The 23,103-nt window shown below is 63.4% G+C and carries 18 protein-coding genes; 2 read left to right on the forward strand and 16 right to left on the reverse strand.

Annotated elements, in window-relative coordinates; translation table 11 throughout:
* Positions 1-154 precede the first annotated feature (154 nt).
* From phaC to NCT32_RS07710, 3 genes are all read right to left on the reverse strand, one after another.
* Positions 155-2,167, reverse strand: coding sequence for a class I poly(R)-hydroxyalkanoic acid synthase (gene phaC, locus NCT32_RS07700; RefSeq protein WP_086961400.1), 2,013 nt, complete (start codon positions 2,165-2,167; stop codon positions 155-157).
* Positions 2,168-2,487: 320 nt separating this feature from the next.
* A complete protein-coding gene (gene pgeF / locus NCT32_RS07705) occupies positions 2,488-3,324 on the reverse strand; it encodes a peptidoglycan editing factor PgeF (protein ID WP_061120335.1) in 837 nt (278 codons plus the stop codon).
* A complete protein-coding gene (locus NCT32_RS07710) occupies positions 3,321-4,484 on the reverse strand; it encodes an RluA family pseudouridine synthase (RefSeq protein ID WP_409219267.1) in 1,164 nt (387 codons plus the stop codon). Before NCT32_RS07710 ends, pgeF begins: the two co-directional genes overlap by 4 nt.
* 86 nt (positions 4,485-4,570) lie before the next feature.
* Between NCT32_RS07710 and NCT32_RS07715 the strand changes: the two genes are divergently transcribed.
* Positions 4,571-5,404: an outer membrane protein assembly factor BamD gene (locus NCT32_RS07715; protein WP_061120336.1), complete on the forward strand. Its 834-nt coding sequence runs from the start codon at positions 4,571-4,573 to the stop codon at positions 5,402-5,404.
* Positions 5,405-5,478: 74 nt separating this feature from the next.
* Here NCT32_RS07715 and NCT32_RS07720 read toward each other — a convergent pair whose 3' ends face one another.
* From NCT32_RS07720 to NCT32_RS07730, 3 genes are all read right to left on the reverse strand, one after another.
* Positions 5,479-7,707: an ATP-dependent DNA helicase gene (locus NCT32_RS07720; protein WP_061120337.1), complete on the reverse strand. Its 2,229-nt coding sequence runs from the start codon at positions 7,705-7,707 to the stop codon at positions 5,479-5,481.
* An 84-nt stretch (positions 7,708-7,791) separates the two neighbouring features.
* A complete protein-coding gene (locus tag NCT32_RS07725) occupies positions 7,792-7,977 on the reverse strand; it encodes a DUF465 domain-containing protein (protein WP_061120338.1) in 186 nt (61 codons plus the stop codon).
* Between the two features lie 101 nt (positions 7,978-8,078).
* A complete protein-coding gene (locus NCT32_RS07730; protein WP_409241525.1) occupies positions 8,079-8,918 on the reverse strand; it encodes a colicin transporter in 840 nt (279 codons plus the stop codon).
* Positions 8,919-9,140: 222 nt separating this feature from the next.
* On the opposite strand from NCT32_RS07730, the gene NCT32_RS07735 reads away from it, so the two are divergent.
* Entirely contained in the window at positions 9,141-11,474 is a 2,334-nt protein-coding gene (locus tag NCT32_RS07735) for a Tex family protein (protein ID WP_061120339.1), read from the forward strand.
* A 76-nt stretch (positions 11,475-11,550) separates the two neighbouring features.
* Here NCT32_RS07735 and NCT32_RS07740 read toward each other — a convergent pair whose 3' ends face one another.
* The 10 genes from NCT32_RS07740 to der all read right to left on the reverse strand — a co-directional run bounded on the left by NCT32_RS07740 (position 11,551) and on the right by der (position 22,859).
* Positions 11,551-13,443: a potassium transporter Kup gene (locus NCT32_RS07740; protein ID WP_061120340.1), complete on the reverse strand. Its 1,893-nt coding sequence runs from the start codon at positions 13,441-13,443 to the stop codon at positions 11,551-11,553.
* 263 nt (positions 13,444-13,706) lie between these two features.
* Positions 13,707-14,270 carry a phosphoribosyltransferase gene (locus NCT32_RS07745; protein WP_061120341.1) on the reverse strand — a complete coding sequence of 188 codons (564 nt, stop codon included), beginning with the start codon at positions 14,268-14,270 and terminating at the stop codon, positions 13,707-13,709.
* Between the two features lie 101 nt (positions 14,271-14,371).
* Positions 14,372-15,718: an adenylosuccinate synthase gene (locus NCT32_RS07750; protein WP_061120342.1), complete on the reverse strand. Its 1,347-nt coding sequence runs from the start codon at positions 15,716-15,718 to the stop codon at positions 14,372-14,374.
* A 156-nt stretch (positions 15,719-15,874) separates the two neighbouring features.
* Complete coding sequence (locus tag NCT32_RS07755) at positions 15,875-17,026, reverse strand: ATP phosphoribosyltransferase regulatory subunit (RefSeq protein ID WP_061120343.1); 1,152 nt, start codon at positions 17,024-17,026, stop codon at positions 15,875-15,877.
* Between the two features lie 124 nt (positions 17,027-17,150).
* Positions 17,151-17,336, reverse strand: a complete 186-nt coding sequence (locus NCT32_RS07760) for a DUF2065 domain-containing protein (RefSeq protein WP_409219268.1) — start codon at positions 17,334-17,336, stop codon at positions 17,151-17,153.
* 60 nt (positions 17,337-17,396) lie between these two features.
* Positions 17,397-18,299 (reverse strand): protease modulator HflC, encoded by a 903-nt coding sequence (hflC, locus tag NCT32_RS07765; RefSeq protein WP_250476705.1) that lies wholly within the window; start codon positions 18,297-18,299, stop codon positions 17,397-17,399.
* Between the two features lie 11 nt (positions 18,300-18,310).
* On the reverse strand, positions 18,311-19,705 hold the full coding sequence (gene hflK, locus NCT32_RS07770) for an FtsH protease activity modulator HflK (protein WP_061120398.1): 1,395 nt from the start codon (positions 19,703-19,705) through the stop codon (positions 18,311-18,313).
* A 60-nt stretch (positions 19,706-19,765) separates the two neighbouring features.
* The gene (gene hflX, locus NCT32_RS07775; protein WP_061120346.1) at positions 19,766-21,034 is read right to left on the reverse strand and encodes a GTPase HflX; all 1,269 of its coding nucleotides are present in this window, start codon (positions 21,032-21,034) and stop codon (positions 19,766-19,768) included.
* Between the two features lie 87 nt (positions 21,035-21,121).
* Positions 21,122-21,358 (reverse strand): RNA chaperone Hfq, encoded by a 237-nt coding sequence (hfq, locus tag NCT32_RS07780; protein ID WP_006999489.1) that lies wholly within the window; start codon positions 21,356-21,358, stop codon positions 21,122-21,124.
* A gap of 160 nt (positions 21,359-21,518) precedes the next feature.
* Positions 21,519-22,859, reverse strand: coding sequence for a ribosome biogenesis GTPase Der (der, locus tag NCT32_RS07785; protein WP_061120347.1), 1,341 nt, complete (start codon positions 22,857-22,859; stop codon positions 21,519-21,521).
* Between the last annotated feature and the right edge of the window lie 244 nt (positions 22,860-23,103).

A 23,103-nucleotide genomic window follows, 5' to 3' on the forward strand; every position in this document is an offset into this window, starting at 1 on the left:
CGCGATCTTCGCGAGCGAGCCGCCGAACTTGCCTACCGCCGTACGCGCGGCCGATACGATCACTACGTCAGTCATTTCAGTTTCCTTTTGGCATCGAATGTTAATGCGGTTCAAACCGGCGCCATGCGCTCTCGCGCACGCTCACAGGCGCCGCTCAGAAGTCGCGTTCCAATACGTAACGGCCGGGTGCGGCCTCGATGACCGGGTGAGCCTTCGATCCCTGCGCGGCGCCCGCCTTGACCCGCTCGCCCGCGTTTTCGGCGAGCCACTTCGACCAGGTCGGCCACCAGCTTCCGGGATGCTCGGCCGCGGCCTCGAACCACGCATCGGGGTCCTCCGGCAGATGCTCGTCGTCGCTGTCGATCATCCAGAAGCTGCGCTTGTTCTTCGACGGCGGATTGATCACCCCCGCGATATGACCGGACGCGCCGAGCACGAACGTCTGCGGGCCGCGAAGAATCGGCGCGGACGCATAAGCCGATTTCCACGGCACGATATGGTCTTCCCGCGAACCGTAGATGAAGGTCGGCAGCGTGAGGCGCGACAGGTCGATCGGCTCGCCGCACACCGTCAGCGCGTTCGGCGTCCTCAGCTTGTTCTCGAGATACGTGTTGCGCAGATACCAGACGCACATCGGGCCCGGCAGGTTCGTCGAATCGCTGTTCCAGAAGAGCAGATCGAACGCTTGTGGCGTGCGGCCCTTGAGGTAGTTATCGACGACGTAATTCCAGACCAGGTCGTTCGGGCGCAGATACGAGAACGTGTTGGCGAACTCGATACCGCGCATGAGACCGGCAGGCGCGCCGCCCTTGCCGCCGATCGACTGCTCGCGCATCTGCACGTGCGCCTCGTCGACGAAGACGTCGAGCACGCCCGTATCGGAGAAATCGAGCATCGATGTGAGCAGCGTCATCGATGCGGCCGGCTCCTCGCCGCGGGCTGCCGCCACCGCGAGCGCGGTCGCGAGAATCGTCCCGCCGATGCAGAAACCGAGCGTATTGATCTTGTCCTCGCCGGTGATCTCCTGCACGACGCGGATCGTCTCGAGCGCGCCCTGTTCGACGTAGTCGTCCCACGTCTTGTGTGCGATCGACTGATCCGCATTGCGCCACGACAGGATGAACACCTGATGCCCTTCTTCGAGCGCGTAGCGCACGAGCGAGCTCTCCGGCGACAAGTCGAGGATGTAGAACTTGTTGATGCACGGCGGCACGATCAGGAGCGGCCGCGCATACACGGTCGGCGCGAGCGGCTTGTACTGGATCAGTTGCACGAGTTCGTTCTCGTAGACGACCGAGCCTTCCGTAGACGCGATGTTCTTGCCGACGAGAAAACGTGATTCGTCCGACTGCGAAATCTTGCCGCGCTGCATGTCGTTCAGCAGATTCAGCATGCCCTGGCGCAGGCTTTCGCCCTTGCTCTCGATGAGCGTCTTCTGCGCATCGGGATTGAACGCGAGGAAGTTGCTCGGCGCGGCCGCGGCTGCCCATTGCTGCACGGTAAAGCGGATGCGCTCGCGCGTCTTCGGATCGCTTTGCACCGCATCTGCGAGTTCCTGCAGATAGCGTGCATTCAGCAGATACCACGCCGCGGTGAACGCGTAGGCGGGCGTGGTTTGCCATGAGGTATCCGTGAAGCGCCGGTCCTTCAGCGCGGTCGGATCGATGCTCTGCGCGCCCGCCTGCTTGAGCAGTTCGGCGGCATCGCGCGAATAGCTGCTCTGTAACTGATGGAGGCGCTCGGGCGAAATCGCGGCGGTCGGAATCTTCGGCAGCGTGGGCAACCCTTGCATCGCGGAGCCGAAGCCCGGCATGCTGCTCGCGAGCTTCGCGAACTCCGCCATGCCGTTCATTTTCGTGAAGTCGGGCATCTGCGGCATGGCGCCCGGCGACGGAAACGCCGCTGGAAATGCCCCGGACGGAAATCCGTTCGGCAACCCGTTGGCGAACGCGGCGAATGCAGCGAACGGCGATGCGGCCGCGTCAGTAGCGGTATTCGTCTGCTGAGTGAATTTCGACCATTGCGCGGGGTCGGCAATGCTGCGCCACGCGTTCAGCCATTGATCGAACGCCTGCTGTACGCCAGTCGTATCGCCAGATGATGCCTCGGCCGAGGTGCTGTCGGCGGTACGGGAGCGGGAAGATGAGGAAGTAGTTTTGGAAGCCATACCCGCTATTGACCTGTGAGTCTCGCAAGACTTGGATTGCTAACGCAGGCATCGCCGGGCTTTCCTCGACCAGCGCGCAAGTTTTGGTGCGCCTTATGCGCGTGGCAAGTTTGAGCCTTGCTACGCCGTGCCCGGATTGAATGAATTCCAGGAACATTCTTGCTCCAGGATGTCAGGCATGTCAATGCTTCGTCCCGATTTTGCCGCAGTGCGATATTTTTTTAATTATCGTTTTCCCCCATCCGAAATATTGCATTTCGGCTGAAATATCGTCATGGCTGAAACGGGTCTCGGGTGCGTTCAAATACGAGCGCCAACCGTCAGTCGGATAGCCAGATCATCGCGGCCATTCGGCCGGTCACGCGATCCCGACGGTACGAATAAAAGCGCTCTTTTTCCGTGACGGTGCAATGCGTGCCGCCGTGGATTCGCGCGGCATCCATGCCGAGGTCGGCGAGACGCAGGCGCGCGAGCGCATAAATATCCGCGAAGTATTTGGCAGGCGTGCCGCCTGCGGGCCTGAATGCAGCTTTCGTCGCGTCACGGCGATGTGCCTGCGCCGCCGCGACGAAGGCATCGAGCACGTCCTCGCCCACTTCGAACGCTTCGGGCCCGATGGCCGGCCCGAGAAACGCATTGAGCTTCGATGCGCAGACACCCGCCAGCGTCGCGACGCGCTCACCCGTTTTCTCGACGATGCCGCCGGCGAGACCGCGCCAGCCCGCGTGCGCTGCGCCGACGGCGCGACCGTCGTCGTCGCAAAAGAGGACCGGGAGGCAATCGGCCGTCATCACGACGCACACGACGCCCGCGCGATCCGTCACGCTCGCATCGGCGCGCGTGCGCTCGCCACACGCCAGGCGTTCGATGACCGCGTGCGCTTCCTCGACCTGCGTGCCGTGGATCTGTTCGAGCCAGGCGGCGTTGCGCAAGCCCGTCGATGCGAGCGCGCGACGGCGGTTTTCCTTCACCGCCTCGGGCGCGTCCCCCGATGAGAAGCCGAGATTGAGACCGCCCGCGCCGGGCGTGCCGCCATCGTAGGGCGCCTCGCTCACGCCGCCTGCGCGCGTCGTGACGAAGGCGCGCACGCGCGGCGATACGCGCCATTGCGGCAACACGCAGTCTTTCGTTTGCAGTTCGGCGGCGTCATTGGTCATGCTTCGTCGTCCTCGCTCTCTTCGTCGTCCCAGTCGTCTTCGTCGCCCTCGCCCATCTCGTAGACTTCGACGAACTCCTCGTCCTCATCGAACTCGATTTCCTCGTCCTGTCCGAAGCCGAGCTCTGCCGCGAGCGCGGCGATATCCTCGGGTACGTCCGCGCGCCAATGCACCTCTTTGCCCGTCGCCGGATGAATCAGGCCGAGCCGCCACGCGTGCAATGCCTGACGCGCGAAATCGTGAGGCAGCGGTCTCACGGAACGCTTGCCGCGCGCGTGTCCGTACACCGGGTCGCCGAGCAGCGGATGCTGGACATGCGCGCAATGCACCCGAATCTGGTGCGTGCGACCCGTTTCCAGATCGCAGTGGATCGCGCTGACGGGCTGACCGTGCCACGTCGTCCGGTCGATGGTGCGGAAATGTGTACGTGCGGGCTTGCCAGAGGCAGTCTTCACGACCGCCATGCGCGTGCGCTCGCGCGGATCGCGGCCGATCGGCGCGTCGATCGTGCCTTCGTCGGGCATGTTGCCCCACACGAACGCAACATAGCGGCGCTTGACCGTGCGCGCCTGCAACTGGCGCACCAGGTCGGTCTGCGCCTCGAGCGTGCGGGCGACGACCATCAACCCGGACGTTTCCTTGTCCAGCCGATGCACGATGCCCGCGCGCGGCAGGCCGGCGGCGGCATCGCCGTAACGATGCAGCAGGCCATTGAGCAGCGTGCCGCTCCAGTTGCCCGCGGCCGGATGAACCACCATGCCCGCGGGCTTGTTGATGACGACGAGTGTTTCGTCCTCGTACACGATATGCAGCGGCACCGGCTCCGGCGCGAATGCGAGCTGCTCCGGCAAGAGGTCGGGCACAAGCGTGATCGTCGCGCCGAGCGGCACCGGCTGACGCACCTTCGCGCCCGCGCCGTCGATGCGCACGCGCCCGTCCTCGATCCAGCCCTGCATCCGGCTGCGCGAGAACTCGGGAAAAATTTTCGCGAGCACCTTGTCGAGCCGTTCGCCCGCAAGTTCATCGGGCACACGCGCCTCACGCGGCGCTTCGCGGGCCGCGCCGCCCATCGAATCGGCCGAGGCCGAGTCGTCGCCAGTGGCGCATGGGCTATAATCTTTGAGTTGGTCTTTGGTACGACGAGTACTTGAGCGGGTCATTTGAACGAGATTCGGCGGCGTGAATCGGAAGCCGCGCCGGAAACACAGCTAGTACAGCGAGAATCAGCCAGGAACAGCAAGCACTGATGCGAGCCTTCAACACCATTCATCACTCGATGCTTCAATCGATCAAGTATCTGGCCCTGGCCGCGAGCGTCGCCATCGTAACGGCCTGTCACGGCCTGCCCGAGAAGACCGACGAAACGGCAACGTGGAACAACAACAAATTATATACGGAGGCTCAGGACGCGCTATCCGGCAGCGACTGGGGCAAGTGCGCCAAGTATTTCGAAGCGCTCGAAGGCCGTGATCCGTTCGGCCATTTCGCGCAGCAGGCGCAGATCAATGTCGCGTACTGCAACTGGAAGGATAGCGAGACCGCCAACGCCGATCAGGCCATCGACCGTTTCATCAAGCTGCACCCGGATCATCCCGAAATCGCCTACGCGTACTATCTCAAGGGCATGATCCACTTCAACGACGACCTCGGTCTCTTCGGCCGCTTCTCCGGTCAGGACATGAGCGAGCGCGATCCGAAGTCGCTGCGCGAGTCCTATGACGCATTCAAGGTCGTCGTCGACAAGTATCCGCAAAGCAAGTACGCGCCCGACGCCGCGCAGCGCATGCGCTATATCGTGAACGCGCTCGCATCGCACGAAGTGCACGCCGCCGATTATTACTATCGCCGTGGCGCGTATGTGGCCGCGATCAACCGTGCGCAACTCGCGATTCGCGAATACAGGAATGCGCCGGCCACGGAAGACGCGCTGCACATCATGATGCTGTCGTACCAGAAGCTCGATCAGCCGCAACTCGCCGACGACACCAAGCGCGTGCTCGCCGCGACGTTCCCGGACAGCCCGTATGTGACAGGCAAACGCCGCGCGGGCACCGACAAGCCCTGGTACCAGATCTGGTAAGGCAGGCAACAAAAACACGGCCGGTTGATAACCGGCCGTGTTTTTACGTCGATGGAAAATGAGGATTCCGACAGTTACTCCGCCAGCTCCGTTTTCCACTTCGCCGCATCGCTGAAGAATTCCCGCACCACGTCGAGTTCGCGCGTGCGCTTGAACGGCGGCAGGCTTTGCCAGATGCGTCGGCCATAAGGCTTGTCGACGAGGCGCGTATCGCAGATCATCAGCACGCCGCGATCCGTCTCCGCGCGAATCAGGCGCCCCGCGCCCTGCTTCAACGTGATGACTGCCTGCGGCAACTGATGCACGGCGAACGGGCTCAGGCCTTTCTTCGTCAGCGCGTCGAGACGCGCGGCGAGCACCGGATCGTCGGGCGGCGCGAACGGCAGCTTGTCGATGACGACGAGCGACAGCGCATCGCCACGCACATCGACGCCCTCCCAGAAACTCTGACTGCCCACGAGAATCGCGTTGCCGTAGGCGCGGAACCGGTCGAGCAGTTCCGTGCGGCTCGCGTCGCCCTGAACAAGCAGCGGATTCTCCCAGCCACGCCGTTCGATGGTGTCGCGCAGGCGCGTCGCAATGCGATCCACCGCGCGTAGCGTCGTGCACAGTACGAAGACGCCGCCGCCCGCCGCCTCGATCACCGGCAGCGCCGCCTCGAAGACGGCATCGGTGAATTGCGGCGACGAAGGCTGCGGCAAATTGCGCGGCACGTACAACAAACCTTGCGACGGGTAATCGAACGGGCTCGGCAAGGTCATCGAGCGGCGCGCGTTCAGGCCCATCTGCGCCGCGTAATGCGTGAAGTCGCCGCGCACCGACAGCGTCGCGGACGTGAAAATCCACGCGCGCGGCACGCCCGCACGCTGCTTCGCGAAGATCGGCGCGACCGACAGCGGCGTCTCGTGCAATTGCACCGTGTGCGAGAACACTTCGATCCAGCGCACCATCTCGTTCGGCTCTTCCCTGGCCGCCGTTTTAGCCGTGTCCTCGTCCGCGACGACTGCGCGTTCGAGCGATGTCGGCGGCGTCGTCCAGCCCGCGAGCAGATCCTGCAACTCGCGCGCGCGGCGCACCAGCGCCTGCAGCGATTCTGCCCGCTCGGCATGCGACGACAACATCGCGGCGAGCGCCGAAAGATGCGTCTCCAGCGTGTCGAGCGCTTCGAAGATCGGATGGCCGTCAGGCAGCTGGCCGAGCGACAGGCGCACCGAATCTTCCTTGAACGCAAGCCGCACATCGCGCGCCGCACGCTCGAGCGCCGCGCCGAGCTTGGTCCAGTCGGCAGCATCGCGCGCGTGCGAGAGACCTTCGGCGACGCTATCGCGTGCGAGTTCCAGCAACTGCGTCGTCGAGAGCGTTTCGCCGAAAAAGAGGGTCGCCGTCTCGGGCAACTGATGCGCCTCGTCGAAGATGATGGTGTTCGCCGTCGGCAGCAGCTCGGCCATGCCGGTGTCGCGCAGCATCACATCGGCGAAGAACAGATGGTGATTCACCACGACGATGTCCGCCTGCTGCGCTTCCTTGCGCGCCTGCATCACGAAGCATTCCTTGTAATGCGGGCACTCCTGGCCGAGGCAGTTGTCGCGCGTGGAGGTGACCATCGGCCAGACGGGCGAATTCTCCGGCACGCTCGCAAGCTCGGCCTTGTCGCCGGTGCGCGTGATCTTCGCGAAACGAATGATTTCCTGCAGATGCGAGGTGTCCTGGCGCGACGGCAGGCGGCCGTTGTCGGCGGTGCGCTCGAGGTAGTAATGGCACAGGTAGTTCGCGCGGCCCTTCAACATCGCGACGGACACCGGTACCGCGAGCGCGTCGCGCACGGTCGGGATGTCGCGCTGGAAGAGCTGATCCTGCAGATGCTTCGTACCCGTCGACACGATGACCTTGCCGCCCCACAGCATGGCCGGAACGAGGTACGCATACGTCTTGCCGGTGCCCGTGCCCGCCTCGACGATGAGCGTGTTCTCGCCGCCGTCGATCGCCGTTTTCGCCGTCGCAATGCCGATGTCGTCGGCCGGATGCTCGTTGGGCGCGTAAGGTTTGTCGGAGGGTCCGAGCTTGCGCGCAGGGCGGCGCTGCGCCTCGAACATCGCGGGTTCGGGCATGGCGCGGCCAGATGCTTCCATCGCAGCCGCGACCGAGCGCGCCATTTCGATCTGCGACGCGCGCGGCCGATAACCGTCGATCGCGCGCGCGAGCAGGCCCTGCGCGGAAAAGATGGCGTCGAGCTCGACGCCGCGCTTGTCGGTCAACGCGAGCGGCGCGCCGGCGTCGTCACTGGATTGTGCGGGTGAGTTCAAGGCGTGCTAAATCCTGCGGGTTTCGGCGCGGCCGCGCACGCGAGGCGCCGACGCCAGCACGAGCCCGCGGCCGGCGCGTTGAGTTCAGTGCGCGTCCGAGTCCAGCTGCAATTGCAGCAGGAGAATGGTGTCCTTCACCTTGAGCTTGCGCTTTTTCAGGCGCCTCAACTCCAGGTCGTCGGTGCCGGACATCTTGTCGATCAGCGTGTCCAGGCTGTGATGCTCTTCCTGCAATTGCGCGATGCGATCGCGCAGCACAGCGGCATCCATGGCGGGTTGTCGGGGTGCGCGCGTGGATTCACTCAAACGCTGCTGCATGCTCACCTCCTTTCATCCTCTTTGCGCGGGCCCGCACGGCGAGCCCGACTGCCCTATTTACCTTGCTGCTGTTGTTGCTGCTGCAGTTTCAGTTGTTCCTGGCGCTCCTGCTCCTGCTGCTGCGCCTTTTCCTGCGCCTTCCTGGCGGCTTCCTTCTGACGCGCTTCGACTTCCGCGCGATGCTGCGCGGCTTCCTGCTGCTTCTGCTCGTAGCGCTGCGCCTTCTGCTCGCGCTCCTGCGCGTCCTGCACGCCGCGAGCGCGCGCGTCCTCGAGCTGCTTCTGGTAATCCGCCTCCTTGCGATCGTACGCCGCCTGGTTGGCCGCGCGCTGCGGCGCCTCGGCGTTGCGCTGCGCGGCGGCCAGCGCGTTTTGACGCTGCTTGTCCTCGTAGGCCTGCTGGCTCGCCTTCTCGTTCGCCGCGCGCTGCGGCGCTTCCGCTTCGTATTGCGCCTGCTTGATGGCCGTCTGCTGGTCGCGTTGCTTCGCCCGCTCGGCGCGCTGCTCGTCGTCGAGCGCGAGTTGTTCCTGGCGGATCTGCTGACGCGTTTCGCGCATTTCGTTGCGCGCGTTGTCGATGCAGTGATTCACGAAGAACTTGCTGTAGCAGTCGTGCTGCTTGACGCCGTAGCGGTAGTTGTTTTCTTCGGTGCGATGGTCGAGCACCTTCTGGCGCTGTGCGAACTCGGCTCTCAGCGCGTCGTCGGCGGTTTGCGCAGCCGGCGCGCCCGACGGCGCAGCATCGAGCACGCGCGCGCTCACGGACGTGCCGGAATCGATCGGCTTCGCGGCCTGGGCAAGCGCATGCTGCGACGCGAATGCGCCTGCCGCGCAAAGCAGCGATACCGCCGCGGCGGCCGGCACGTTGGAAAGGCGGAAGTTGGGCAAATGGATGAACGGCAACGTGATAAAGAATCAGGTGCGAAACGGCTTGTGCGATGCCCAAATTCTATCACCGCGGGCCGGAGCGCTCCGCCATTTATGGCAAAATGCCCCGCTCCAGCAACCCGGTCCGAACCTGGCTCGTTGCACGGTCACCCGCCCGCGGCGCCTCGCTCACGCGAGCCTGGCGACGCGGCGCGGAGTTCGCCGGCGAGCCGCAGACAGCGCAGAAACATGACGGAAACCGTAGCACTCAAGATCGTACAGCGCATTGCCTCCGAACTCACCGTGCAGCCGCGCCAGGTCGCCGCCGCCGTGGAGCTTCTCGACGAAGGCTCGACTGTCCCGTTCATCGCCCGGTATCGCAAGGAAGTCACCGGCAATCTCGACGACACACAGTTGCGCACGCTCGAAGAGCGCCTGCTGTATCTGCGCGAACTCGAAGACCGCCGCGCGACGATCCTGCAAAGCATCGACGAGCAAGGCAAGCTCACCGCCGAGTTGCGCGGGGGGATCGAGAGCGCGGACAGCAAGCAGGTGCTCGAAGACCTTTACCTGCCCTACAAGCCCAAGCGCCGCACGCGTGCGCAGATCGCCCGCGAAGCCGGTCTCGAGCCGCTCGCGCAGGCGCTCTTCGCCGATCCCACGCTCGATCCTCAAGCCGAAGCAGCAAAGTTCGTCGATGCGGACAAAGGCGTCGCCGACACCAAAGCCGCCCTCGACGGCGCGCGCGACATTCTCTCCGAGCAGTTCGGTGAAACCGCCGAAATCCTCGGCAAGCTGCGTGACCATCTGTTCAACCAGGGGCTCGTCACGTCGAGCGTGGTGGACGGCAAGCAAGGCGAGGAAGGCGAAAAATTCCGCGACTACTACGACTACAGCGAGACGATCCGCACCGTACCGTCGCACCGCGCGCTCGCGCTGTTCCGTGGACGCAATGCGGGCGTTCTGAGCGTCAAGCTCGGTCTGGGCGAAGAACTCGACGCGCAGATTCCGCATCCGTGCGAAGCAATGATCGCGCAGCACTTCGGCATCGCCAATCGTGGCCGTGCCGGCGACAAATGGCTCTCCGACGTGTGCCGCTGGTGCTGGCGCGTGAAGGTGCAGCCGCATATCGAAACCGAACTGCTCACGCAATTGCGAGAAGAAGCCGAGCATGAAGCCATTCGCGTGTTCGCGCGCAATCTGAAGGACCTGCTGCTCGCGGCGCCCGCTGGCCCGAAGGCCGTGATCGGTCTCGATCCGGGCTTGCGGACCGGCGTGAAGGTCGCGGTCGTGGATCGCACCGGCAAGCTCCTTGCAACCGACACCATCTATCCGCACGAACCGCGCCGCGACTGGGACGGCTCCATTGCGAAGCTCGCCCGCATCGCGCACGCGACGCAGGCCGAACTCGTGTCTATCGGCAACGGCACCGCATCGCGCGAAACCGACAAGCTCGCGAGCGAGCTCATTGCGAAGCATCCGGATCTGAAGCTCCAGAAGATCGTCGTGTCCGAGGCGGGCGCGTCGGTGTACTCGGCATCGGAGCTCGCCGCGAAGGAGTTTCCGGAGCTCGACGTGTCGCTGCGCGGCGCGGTGTCGATCGCGCGGCGGCTGCAAGACCCGCTCGCCGAGCTCGTGAAGATCGAGCCGAAGGCGATCGGCGTCGGCCAGTATCAGCACGACGTCAATCAGCGCGAACTCGCGCGCTCGCTCGATGCGGTCGTCGAGGATTGCGTGAACGCCGTCGGTGTCGATGCCAATACGGCGTCGGTCGCGCTGCTCGCGCGCGTGTCGGGGCTGAACGCGACGCTCGCGCGCAACATCGTCGACTATCGCGATGCCAACGGGCCGTTCCCGTCGCGCGCGCATCTGAAGAAGGTGCCGCGCCTCGGCGACAAGACTTTCGAGCAGGCGGCCGGCTTCCTGCGCATCAACAACGGCGAGAATCCGCTCGATCGCTCGTCGGTGCACCCGGAGGCGTATCCGGTCGTCGAACGCATTCTCGCGAAGATCAAGAAGCATATCGGCGATGTGCTCGGCAAGCGCGAAGCGTTGACGGGCCTCTCGCCCACTGAATTCGTCGACGATCGTTTCGGCCTTCCGACCGTGCGCGACATTCTCGCCGAGCTCGAAAAACCGGGCCGCGATCCACGCCCCGAGTTCAAGACGGCGACGTTCCGGGAAGGCATCGAGAAAATCTCGGATCTCGTGCCGGGCATGATCCTCGAAGGCGTCGTGACGAACGTCGCGGCGTTCGGCGCGTTCGTCGATATCGGCGTGCATCAGGACGGTCTCGTGCACGTTTCGGCCATGTCCACGAAGTTCATCAAGGATCCGCACGAAGTCGTGAAGGCCGGTCAGGTCGTCAAGGTGAAGGTGATCGAGACCGATGTGAAGCGCCAGCGCATTTCGCTCACGATGCGTCTGGACGACGACTCCGCCGCCTCTTCCGCGAGTGGCAGCGCGGCCGGGGCGCAATCGCGTGGTTCGCAGGATCGTCGTTCGGCCCAGCGTCCGCAGCAGCGCCGCGAACCGGAACCGGCCGGCGCGATGGCCGCGGCGTTCGCAAAACTGAAACGCTGACGCTTCACGCTGCCAACAAAAAACCCCACGTTCTGCGACATGGGGTTTTCTTTTTGCGCTTCCGAAAAACGAAGCGTCAGATTTCGATCTTAGTTCCCAGCTCGACGACGCGATTTGCGGGAATGCTGAAGAAATCGGTCGGTTTCGCCGCGTTCTGATGCATCCACGCGAACACGCGCTCGCGCCACACGGACATGCCCGGCAACTCCGTCGGCACGACCGTCTCGCGCGCCATGAAGAACGACGTGTCCATCAGCTCGAAGGTCATCGCGTGCGTGCGCGTGATCTGTTCGAGCACGGCCTTCACGTCCGGTGTCTCGTTGAAGCCGTATGCCGCCTTCACGAGGAACAGACCGCCGCCGATGTCCTTCACTTCGAGACGATGCGCATCGTCGACATAAGGAATGTCGCGCGTCTTGAAGTTCATGAAGATGGTGCGCTCGTGCAGCACCTTGTTGTGCTTCAGGTTGTGCAGAAGGCTCACGGGCACGAGCGAATCGCTGCCGGTGAGATAGATCGCCGTACCCGACACGCGATGCGGCGGATGCGCAAGCAAGCCCTGGAGGAACGGCATCAACGGGATACCGTCCGCGGCCGTGCGATCCTTCACGATCATGCGGCCTTTGTACCAGGTCATCAAAAGGAAGAAGAGCGCCCCGCCGATGCACAGCGGCAGCCAGCCGCCCTGTTCGATCTTGAGCAGGCTCGCGCCGAAGAAACCGATGTCGATCATCAGGAACACGGCGATCATGCCGCCGACGAGAAAGCGGTTCCAGCCCCACAGATTCACCATCACGACCGACACGAGGATAGTGGTCGTGAGCATGGTCGCGGTGACGGCGAGACCGTAAGCGGCGGCGAGATTTTCGGAACTCTTGAAGCCGATGACGATGCACAAAATGATGAAAAGCAGCATCCAGTTGACGAGCGGAATATAAATCTGGCCGATAGCCAGCTCGGACGTATGCATGATCTTCATGCGCGGCACGTAGCCGAGCTGGATCGCCTGGCTCGTCAGCGAATACGCGCCCGAAATGACCGCCTGCGACGCGATCACGGTCGCGACCGTCGACAGAATCACGAGCGGCAGCAAGGCCCAGTCGGGCGCAAGCAGGAAGAATGGGTTCTCGATGGCCTGCGGCGAGTGCATCAGCAACGCGCCCTGACCAAAATAGTTCAGCAACAGCGAGGGCATCACGAAGCCGTACCAGCCGTAGCGAATCGGCTTCACGCCGAAGTGACCCATGTCCGCGTACAGCGCTTCCGCCCCGGTCAGCACGAGCACGACCGAGCCCAGCACGATATACGCCTGCAGGACGTGCTGCGCCATGAAAGAAAAGGCGTAATAGGGATTGAGCGCGACGATGATGCGCGGCTCCATGACGATATGCGCGGCGCCGAGCACCGCGAGCGTGGCGAACCACACGACCATGATCGGGCCGAAGAGCTTGCCGACCACCGCCGTGCCGTGGCGCTGAATCCAGAACAGCGCGATCAGAATGACGATCGTGATCGGCAGCACGTACGGAGTTAGCTTGGGCGCGGCGATCTCGAGACCTTCGACCGCCGAGAGCACCGACATCGCCGGCGTGATGACCGCATCGCCGTAGAACATGCACGCGCCGAAGATGCCGAGCATCATCAGCACGCCCGAAACCTTGCCGGACTCCTTCACGCTGCGCAGCGCGAGCGTCGTCATGGCGAACACGCCGCCCTCGCCGTTGTTGTCGGCGCGCATGACGAAGAGCACGTATTTGACGGCGACCACCATGACGATCGCCCAGAAGAGCAAGGAGATGACGCCGAGAATCGACGCCTCTGACAAGCCGATGCCATGCGACGGGCTAAAGGCTTCCTTCAACGAGTAAAGTGGACTCGTGCCGATGTCGCCGAAAACGACGCCAATGGCGGCGAGCGCAAGCGAGTGCAATGGCTGTTTATGCTCGTGCGCGTGAGTCGTGTTAGTCATAAAAGCGATATATCCGTCCAGAGCGGAAAAAAACGAACGCCATTCTATCTAACGTTGCACGCGAAGACGCCTTCTCGCGTGTTGCTCGAGCGCCACGAGAGACGCGTGTGAGAGTGTAGCATCGCGCCCCGCGTGCGTCGGCGGGCGCGCTCGTCGCGATTTCATGCAGGTCAGTCCGCCTTCTCGCAAAAACAAAAAACGCCGTTGCGCCCGGCTTCGTGCCAGGCGAACGGCGTATGTCGCGCGAAACGATCAGGCGTCGATCAAGCGCCCCGTCCGTTTTGCGTGCCGCGCTTGATCCACGCGCCCAGGTTGTGCGGTCGCACCGTGTCCCACTCCTCGAAAGGCTGATGAATCCACGGATTCGTTTCAAGATGCTGAACGTGATAGTCGGGCTTGACCTTGGAGCACGCCTTGTACCAGAGCACCGCCGAGCGCACCGATGTGATCCCCGGATAACGCTCCTTCAGATGCTCCTGCACGCGCGCGAGCGTGACGCCCGAATCGACCAGATCATCGACGAGCAGCACGTTGCCGGACAGATCGCCGCGCGTCATCGTGATGTACTGCGCGATGTCGAGATCGCCCTGCTCCGTGCCCGCTGCTTCGCGGTATGAGCTCGTCGCGAGAATGGCGAGCGGCAGGTCATAAATGCGCGATAGCTGATCGCCCACGCGCAGGCCGCCGCGCGCGAGGCACAGGATCTTGTCGAACTTCCAGCCCGACTCGTGCACCTTCAGTGCGAGGAGTTCGATCAGCCGGTGATATTCATCCCAGCCGACCCAGAGATTCTTGTCGTCGTTGCGCGGGTCCGTCATCGCGATCATGGTGAGGCTCTTTCAAATGCTTAGGTTATATACGAAATGTGGCCGCAGGAGGCGGCCACATTCTTTACAGCGTCCGGTTCTGGTCGAGGCTCTTTAAGCGCTCAGACCTTGAACGGATGGCGAAGCAGGATGGTTTCGTCACGGTCCGGACCGGTCGACACCATGTCGATCGGCACGCCCGCCACTTCCTGCACGCGCGTCAAATACTTGCGCGCGTTTTCCGGCAGCCCGTCCCATTGCGTAATGCCGATGGTGCTTTCCTTCCAGCCGCCGAAGGTTTCATACACAGGCTCGCAGCGCGCCACTTCCGATGCGCCACGCGGCAGGATGTCAACGAGCTTGCCGTCGAGCGTGTAGCCCGTGCAGAGCTTCACTTCGTCGAGACCGTCGAGCACGTCGAGCTTGGTCATGCACAGGCCCGAGATACCGTTGATCTGGATCGAACGGCGCAGCGCGGCGGCGTCGAGCCATCCAGTGCGGCGCGGCCGGCCGGTGACCGAGCCGAATTCCTTGCCGACAGTCGCGAGGTTCAGGCCCACCTGATCCTGACGCTGGGCGTTATCCGCGTCATACAGCTCGCTCGGGAACGGGCCCGAACCGACGCGCGTGCAATACGCCTTGGTGATGCCGAGAATATAGTTCAGACGCTGAGGCCCGATGCCGGCGCCGGAGGTCGCCGCGCCCGCGACGCAGTTGCTCGACGTGACATACGGATACGTGCCGTGGTCGATGTCGAGCAGCGTGCCTTGCGCACCTTCGAACAGCAGATTGCGGCCGGCGTGATTTTCGTCGTAGAGACGGCGGGAGACGTCCGTGACCATCGGCGCGAGACGGTCGGCGTAGCCGAGCATCGTGTCGAGCGTTTCCTGGAAGTCGACAGCCTTCGCGCCGAGGTACTGAGTCAGGACGAAGTTATGGAAGTCGAGCGCCTCGCGCAGACGTTCCTCGAACACTGCACGATCGAACAGATCCTGCACGCGCAGGCCGCGACGGGCCACCTTGTCCTCGTACGCCGGGCCGATGCCGCGGCCGGTCGTGCCGATCTTGCCGGCGCCGCGCTTGGCTTCGCGCGCCTGGTCGATTGCGACGTGATACGGCAGAACGAGCGTGGCGGCTTCAGAAATGAACAGGCGCTTGCGGACATCGACGCCAGCCGCTTCCAGTTCGTCGATTTCCTTGAACAGCGCTTCCGGCGACAACACGACGCCATTGCCGATGTAGCAGGCTGTGCCCGCGCGCATGATGCCCGAGGGAATGAGGCGCAGAATGGTCTTCTTGCCGCCGATGATGAGCGTATGGCCGGCGTTATGACCGCCCTGGAAGCGCACGACGCCCTGGGCGTGGTCCGTCAGCCAGTCGACGATCTTGCCTTTGCCCTCATCACCCCACTGGGTGCCCACCACGACGACGTTGCGCCCCGGGTTCACATTCACTGCACTGGCAGACATGTTGATTCGTTAGCTGGTTAAAAACGTATTTTACCTATGTTCGCGAAAGGTTCCGAGTTTTTCGGGACGTGTTTCGCGATTTCGTCACGGTCGCGTGATTGGAATGGGCTAAGCAAATTCCCTTATCGATCAAGCGACTGTATTCATCGTCCCGCTTCAGGCGCGCGTTTCGACCGTCCATTTGCCGTCACGCTCGACGAGCACACGGTCGAACGCGAATTCGTCCAGATCGTGGTCGTGGCCGGGCAGCGCCTGGATGACCACTTCGCCCGCGTCGCGCAGTGCGAGAATCGCCGCGCGCAGCGGCTCATCGTGTTTCCACGGCGCGAGGATCGCGCTGCCGCGTGCGTCGACGGGCGAGATGCGCGCCACTTCGCGCAGATCGAGAGAAAAGCCCGTCGCGGGTCGCGCACGGCCGTAGGCAAGACCGACATCGTCATAGCGGCCGCCGCGCGCGACCGCGTTCGGCACGCCATCGACATAGGCTGAGAACATCACGCCGCTGTGATACGCATAGCCGCGCAAGTCCGCGAGGTCGATCATCAGTTCCGCGCCTTCGACCTGGCCCGCGAGGAACGCGAGATCGTCGAGCGCGCGCGCGATCACGGGCAGATTCGGCAAACGGCCACGGGCGATCTGCAGCACCGAAGCGTCGCCATAGAGCGACGGCAATGCCCGAAGCGCCTCGCGCGGCACCTGCCCGAGGTGCGCGGTCAATTCATGCAGGCGCGGCACGTCTTTGCTCGCGAGCGCGTCGTAAAGCGCTTCGCCGAGCGATGCCGCCGCCGGCTCGAGTTCCAGCAGCGCGGCAAGCACGCCCGCGTGACACAGATCGAGACGCACTTTCGTCAGACCTGCGAGATGCAGCGAGTCGAGCATCAGTTGCTGGATCTCAAGATCCGCTTCGAGCCCCGCGTGCCCATAAATTTCCGCGCCGATCTGAATCTGCTCGCGCGTCGCATGCAACCCGCGCGGGCGCGTGTGCAGCACGACGCCCGCGTAGCACAGCCGCGTCACGCCCTGCCGGTTCAGCAGATGCGCGTCGATACGTGAAACCTGCGGCGTGATGTCCGCGCGCAGGCCGAGCGTGCGTCCGGACAATTGATCGACGAGCTTGAACGTGCGCAAGTTCAGGTCGCTTCCGCCGCTCGTCAGAAGCGATTCGAGATACTCGAGCATGGGCGGCATCACGAGTTCGTAGCCGTACGAACGGAAACGGTCGAGCAGGCGGCGGCGCAGCTCTTCGATCTTGCGGGCTTCCGACGGCAACACGTCGGCGATATTCTCGGGAAGTAACCAGGTGGACATCGATACGTTTCCTACGGGACGAGAAGGCTCGGCGCTGGTCGCGCGGCGCTCACGGACTTGAACGGTCAGGGACGAATGAATAAGGACAAGATAGGCGAAATGGCGGCGGCCTGCCGGACGAGGTTCACGTCGCGATCAGCAGCAGAATCAGGCCGAGCACCATGGCGATCAGTCCGCCGATGCGGATATGGTGCAAGGGCCGCTCCGCGATGCGGCGAAAGGTATCGCGCCACGCGGTCGGAAAAACGAAGGGAAACATGCCTTCGATAATCAGCATCAACGCAAGAGCCAGCAGGAACGTCTCGGCCATGTCCAAGGTTTTTTTGATGCCGCGCGACCGGCAAGACGCGGTGCGCGGCGCGGACGGGAATCAGCGCTTCGCCGTCGCCGGGGCCGACGTGTCCGCCGCGCCGCCGGTCGGGCTCTTCATGAAGCGGAAGAAATCGCTGCTCGGGTCGACGACGATCACGTCGCCTGGCTTGAACGTCTTCTTGTACGCTTCGAGGCTCTGATAGAACTGGTAGAACTGCGGATCGCGTCCGTACGCATCGGCCGCTATGGCCGCCGCCTTGCTGTCTCCTTCGCCCTTGATCGACTGCGCCTGGCTATAGGCGTCCGCGACGATGGCCTGCTGCGTGCGCTCCGCATCGGCCTTGATCTTGTCCGCGTCCGCCGTGCCCTTCGCGCGCTCGTTCGCCGCGGCTTGCTGTCGCGCCGCGATCATGCGCTTGTAGACCGAATCGGCGACCGCCGACGGAAAGTCGATGCGCGTCATCTGCAAGTCGACGAGCTGCACGCCAAATGCCGCGGCCGCGCCTTCCACGCTCTTTTGCGCGTCGGCTTCGATTGCCTGCTGATTGCCTAGCGCGTCAGTGAGCGGGCGCTTCGCAAAACTGCTCGCAAGCGCCGCGCGCGCGAGCGCGGTGATGCGCTCCTCGGCCGTCTGCGTGTTCTTCTCGTTGCTTTCGAAGAGTTTCAGGGGATCGGCGACACGATACTTGATCACCGCGTTGACCAGCACTTCGTTCTTGTCCGCGGTCGAGAAACGGTCGGCGCCCGATTCGTCGATGGTGAGCGTGCGTGTGTCGATGAGCGTGAGTGTCTGGAACGGCGGCGGCAGCTTGAAGTGCAGACCGGGGCCTTCGAGACGCGGATTGCCTTCGCCATGCGCGGCGACGACGGCGGCATGTCTTTCGTCGACTGTGAAGATCATCGACGAACCGATGAACAACACGATGACGACGGCGACGACGAGCGCAAAGATTCGATTCATGTTCGCGCTCCTTATTGCAGGTCTTCCGACCGGCTGCGGGAGCGGAACGCATCGCGCGAGCGCAGCGGATCGCCGCCGGCATTCGCGCTTGCGCCGCTGGCGGAGCTTGCCGCGCTGGCGGGTGCGACCGCAGCCGGCGCCGATGCGCTCGCCGTGCCCTGCGCGCGCGCCTGAGGCCCGTCAGTCGCGGCGGCCGCGCCCGACGCAGCTGCGCCGCTCGCGCCTTCGGCCGCGTCCTTCGCCTGCTGCCTGTTGGCTTCGACGAGCTTGTCGAGCGGCAGATAGACGACGTTATTGCCGCCCTTGCTATCGACGAAAACCTTCGTGGTGCGCGAGTAGATCTGCTGCATCGTGTCCAGGTACATGCGTTGACGAATGACCGCGGGCGCCTTCGAGTATTCCGCGTAGACCTCCTTGAAGCGCTCCGCATCTCCCTGCGAGCGCGTGACCTCGCGGTTGCTATAGGCGCGGGCCTCGTCGATCAACTTCGCCGCGTCGGCTTTCGCGCGCGGCAGCAACTGATCCGCATAGGCTTGCGCGGAATCGCGGGCGCGCTCGTTGTCCTGACGCACGCGCGCCGCTTCCTCGAACGCCGACTGCACCTGTTGCGGCACCTGCACGCTTTGCACCGCCACGCCCGTCACCTGAAGACCGGTGCGATAAGTGTCGAGCGAACGCTGAATCGTCTCGATCAGGCGCGCGCGCAGCGCTTCGCGATCCTTGTAGAGCATGTCGTCCGTCGTGAGGCCGCCAGCAATTTCGCGGATCGCCGACTGCGCGGCCTGCGTCACGCTGTCGTCCGCATTGACGCTGCGAAACAGGAAATCGGTCGGCGACTTGATCTGATACTGCACGGCAAAGCGCACGTCGACGATATCCGCGTCGTTCGTCAGAAGCGACGCGTCGCGCACGTTGCCTTGCGACAGCGCGGTGCCGCGCCCGACTTCGACGGAACGAATCTGCGACGTATCGACGATCTCGCTCGACTGGAACGGATACGGCAAACGCCAGTGAATGCCTTGCGAGACCGTCTGACGATACTTGCCGAACTGGGAGACGACGCCGACATGCCCGTCCTGCACGACGAACACGCCGCTGCCCAGATAGATGGCGATCAACACGCCGATGACGATGCCGAGGCCGATCTTCGTGCCACGGCCGTTCTCGCGCGGCGCGCCGTTGCCAGGTTTGCGGCCGAACACCCCGGCGAGGCGGCGATTGAACTCACGCCACATCTCGTCGAGATCGGGCGGGCCTTCGTCCTTGCCGTTGGGGCGCTTGCCGTCTTGCGGGCGCTTGGAGTCGTTTTTCACGCCATTGCCGTCGCCCCGCCCCCAGCGCGGATCGTTGATCGAAAAGACGGCATGCTCAACTTGCCGGATAGTCCGCTCTTTGTAGTCGTTCACTCGGTGATTCACCATTAGACAGCCGGGGTCGATGCCGGGTCGATGCAATTCCGAAGCAACTTAATGTCCGTGCTCGGGGACCTTGTGATCGTCACGTTCGACGGCCTGCCGGTGGTCGTCCGGCTGCGCGTTCGTGTCGTGTATGGCGTTTGACTCGGACTGCGTGGATTGCGTTGCTTCGGACGCCTCGTGCGGCTCCGGAAATTCGGCGAGCACGCTGGGTAGGCCCGCATCGATTTCACCGGTTTCCGCCGTGGCGATTTCGGCGATGGCAGCGCGCAGCGCATCGAGCCCCTGACCCGTGCGTGCACTCAAGAAAACGCGCGAAATATTACCATACTCGTCCCTTTCAACCGCCTCGTCGCGGGCCGCGAGCTCGGGCACCGCATCGATCTTGTTGAAGACGAGAATCTGGCGAATGTTGTCCGCGCCGATGCCGCGCAACACCTCGTTCACCTGATCGATCTGATCGAGGCGCACCGCACTCGACGCATCGACGACATGCAGCAGCACGTCCGCGTGAATGGTTTCTTCGAGCGTGGCGCGAAATGCGGCGACGAGCTGGTGCGGCAATTCGCGGATGAACCCGACCGTGTCCGACACGACAACATGCCCCGCTTCCTCGCCGAGGAACACCCGGCGCGAAGTGGTATCGAGCGTGGCAAAGAGTTGGTCGGCCGCGTACGCCTGCGCCTTGGTGAGCGCGTTGAACAGCGTGGACTTGCCCGCGTTCGTATAGCCGACGAGCGACACCGACATCGTGCGATTGCGCACGCGCTGACGCCGTTGCGTGCCGTGCTGACGGCGCAGTCGTTCGAGCCGCGACTTGAGGGCCTTGATGCGCTCGCCGATCAATCGGCGGTCGGTTTCAAGCTGCGTTTCGCCCGGGCCGCGCAAGCCGATGCCGCCCTTCTGGCGTTCGAGGTGAGTCCACGCGCGAATCAGGCGCGTCGACAGATATTGCAGTTGCGCGAGTTCGACCTGCAGCTTGCCTTCGTGGCTGCGGGCGCGCTGCGCGAAGATATCGAGAATGAGGCTCGTGCGATCGACCACTCGGCGATTCAGCGCGACCTCGAGATTGCGCTGCTGCGCGGGCGCGAGCGCGTGATTGAAAATGACGAGTTCGACGTCATTCGCTTCGCACTGCAGGCGCAGTTCTTCGACCTTGCCGCTGCCGATGAACATTTTGGCATCGGGGCTCGAGCGGCGGCCGGTGAGCGTGACGGCGGGATGAGCGCCCGCACTTTGTGCGAGCAGACTAAGTTCTTCCAGACTGGCTTCGAAATCGATCTTGCCGAAGTCGATGCCGACGAGCGCTGCGTTAATCAAATTGATGTGTTCACGTTTTTGAAGCGACCGGCGAGTTGCTTAATGTTCGCTTTAGAATGGGCAGTTTCGCGCCGGCCGCGACGAGGTTTAGGACGATTCAGCGTCCGGGTGGAAATTCACCGGGCGGGCAGGCACGACCGTGGAAATGGCGTGCTTATAGACCATCTGGGTGACCGTATTTCGGAGCAACACGACGTACTGGTCGAAAGATTCGATGTTTCCTTGAAGCTTGATGCCGTTGACCAAATAGATCGAGACGGGCACGTGCTCTTTACGCAGTGCGTTCAAAAACGGGTCTTGTAACAATTGCCCTTTGTTGCTCATAGCAAACTCCGTGTTTTTTTGCAGGTTGGATATATTGTGGACGAAGAAAAAGAGATCCGCCGACAATCGCTACACTATAGCCGATTTTCGCTGTTTTACGTTTTCCGCACCCCTCGGCCAAATGGCTGACGGCGCCGAAACGTAAGGCTTCACGCGGCTCTCACTCCTTGTCCGCGTAAGGGTTTCGGCTCGACCGAAACTCTATGCGAAGTGGAGTGCCGGCGAGTCCAAAAGTTTCGCGAAAACGCCCTTCCAGATAACGCTTGTATGTCTCCGTCACCGCGTCGAGCGCGTTGCCGTGCACCACGATGATCGGCGGATTTTGCCCGCCCTGATGCGCGTAACGCAGTTTCGGCCGCACCGGACCGCGGCGACGCGGCTGCTGAAATTCCACGGCATCGATCAGCGCGCGCGTGAGCTTCGGCGTCGGCAGCTTGGCCATCGCGGCGGCGTAGGCATCGTCGACCGATTTCATCAACGCGCCGATGCCCGTTTTCTCGAGCGCGGAAACGTAGTGGAATTTAGCAAAGTCCAGAAACTTGAGCTTGCGCGTCAGGTCCGCCTTCGTGCGCTCACGCACATGCGAGTCCAGACCGTCCCACTTGTTCACGCCGACGACGAGCGCGCGGCCCTGCTCGACCACGAAGCCCGCGATGTGCGCGTCCTGCTCAGAGATATCCTGCTGTGCATCGAGCAGAAGGATCACGACGTTGGCATCCGCGATCGACTGCAGCGTCTTCACGACCGAAAACTTCTCGATCGCTTCGAACACCTTGCCGCGGCGGCGCAGGCCGGCCGTGTCGATCAGAGTGTACTTGCGGCCTTGTCGCTCGAAATCAACATAAATCGAGTCGCGCGTGGTTCCGGGCATGTCAAACGCGATCACGCGCTCCTCGCCAATCAGCGTGTTCACAAGCGTCGACTTGCCGACGTTCGGACGCCCGACGATCGCGATCTTGATGCCGTGCTGCGCCTTCTCCTCTTCCGTTTCCTCCGGCTGATCCTTGTACGCGATGTCGAGTGCGTCGTTGATCATCTCGACGACGCCGTCGCCATGCGCGGCTGAGATCGCGCGCGGATCGCCGAGACCGAGCTCGTAAAAGTCCGATGCGACCGCCGAGTACTTCATGCCCTCGGCCTTGTTCACGACCAGGAAGAGCGGCCGGCCGGTCTTGCGCAGATAGTCGGCGATCGACTTGTCCTGCGGCGCAAGTCCGTTGCGGCCATCGACGATGAATACGACGATATCGGCCTCTTCGACCGCCTGACGCGTCTGCCGCGCCATTTCGTGCAGGATGCCGTCCTTCGCCACGGGCTCGAACCCGCCCGTGTCCACGACGAGATACGGGCGTTCACCGCCCACGCGACCTTCGCCGTAGTGACGGTCACGAGTGAGGCCCGGCAAGTCGGCGACGAGCGCGTCGCGCGAGCGCGTCAGCCGGTTGAAAAGCGTCGATTTCCCAACATTGGGGCGCCCGACGAGCGCGATCACGGGTTTCATCTGATTTTGTTCAAGGTTGAACGCAAGGCAAACGCGGAACGGGCGGTGGAAACGTCTCGTTGCGTTCCGCTACGCCGCGCAATGGCTGCGCTTGTCGAAAATTAGCATGGATTCGGCTTGCCGCACGCGAGGCGTGTCGATCGGCCGGATCGTCGGCGGTCGTTCGCCGGTCTTGCCTCGTTGGAGGCTCATCTTGCGCGGCACCTTCGCGCGCCGCGCTCATTCTTCTACCCTGCTTTTGCAG

The organism is Caballeronia sp. INML2, assembly GCF_023631365.1.
GTDB lineage: Bacteria > Pseudomonadota > Gammaproteobacteria > Burkholderiales > Burkholderiaceae > Caballeronia > Caballeronia turbans.

Excerpts from the sequence above, each read along its gene's own strand:
- phaC (WP_086961400.1), bottom strand. The coding sequence starts at position 2,167 with ATGGCTTCCAAAACTACTTCCTCATCTTCCCGCTCCCGTACCGCCGAC.
- pgeF (WP_061120335.1), bottom strand. The coding sequence starts at position 3,324 with ATGACCAATGACGCCGCCGAACTGCAAACGAAAGACTGCGTGTTGCCG.
- NCT32_RS07710 (WP_409219267.1), bottom strand. The coding sequence starts at position 4,484 with ATGACCCGCTCAAGTACTCGTCGTACCAAAGACCAACTCAAAGATTAT.
- NCT32_RS07715 (WP_061120336.1), top strand. The coding sequence starts at position 4,571 with ATGCGAGCCTTCAACACCATTCATCACTCGATGCTTCAATCGATCAAG.
- NCT32_RS07725 (WP_061120338.1), bottom strand. The coding sequence starts at position 7,977 with ATGGATGCCGCTGTGCTGCGCGATCGCATCGCGCAATTGCAGGAAGAG.
- NCT32_RS07735 (WP_061120339.1), top strand. The coding sequence starts at position 9,141 with ATGACGGAAACCGTAGCACTCAAGATCGTACAGCGCATTGCCTCCGAA.
- NCT32_RS07740 (WP_061120340.1), bottom strand. The coding sequence starts at position 13,443 with ATGACTAACACGACTCACGCGCACGAGCATAAACAGCCATTGCACTCG.
- NCT32_RS07745 (WP_061120341.1), bottom strand. The coding sequence starts at position 14,270 with ATGATCGCGATGACGGACCCGCGCAACGACGACAAGAATCTCTGGGTC.
- NCT32_RS07750 (WP_061120342.1), bottom strand. The coding sequence starts at position 15,718 with ATGTCTGCCAGTGCAGTGAATGTGAACCCGGGGCGCAACGTCGTCGTG.
- NCT32_RS07755 (WP_061120343.1), bottom strand. The coding sequence starts at position 17,026 with ATGTCCACCTGGTTACTTCCCGAGAATATCGCCGACGTGTTGCCGTCG.
- NCT32_RS07760 (WP_409219268.1), bottom strand. The coding sequence starts at position 17,336 with ATGGCCGAGACGTTCCTGCTGGCTCTTGCGTTGATGCTGATTATCGAA.
- hflC (WP_250476705.1), bottom strand. The coding sequence starts at position 18,299 with ATGAATCGAATCTTTGCGCTCGTCGTCGCCGTCGTCATCGTGTTGTTC.
- hfq (WP_006999489.1), bottom strand. The coding sequence starts at position 21,358 with ATGAGCAACAAAGGGCAATTGTTACAAGACCCGTTTTTGAACGCACTG.
- der (WP_061120347.1), bottom strand. The coding sequence starts at position 22,859 with ATGAAACCCGTGATCGCGCTCGTCGGGCGCCCCAATGTTGGGAAATCG.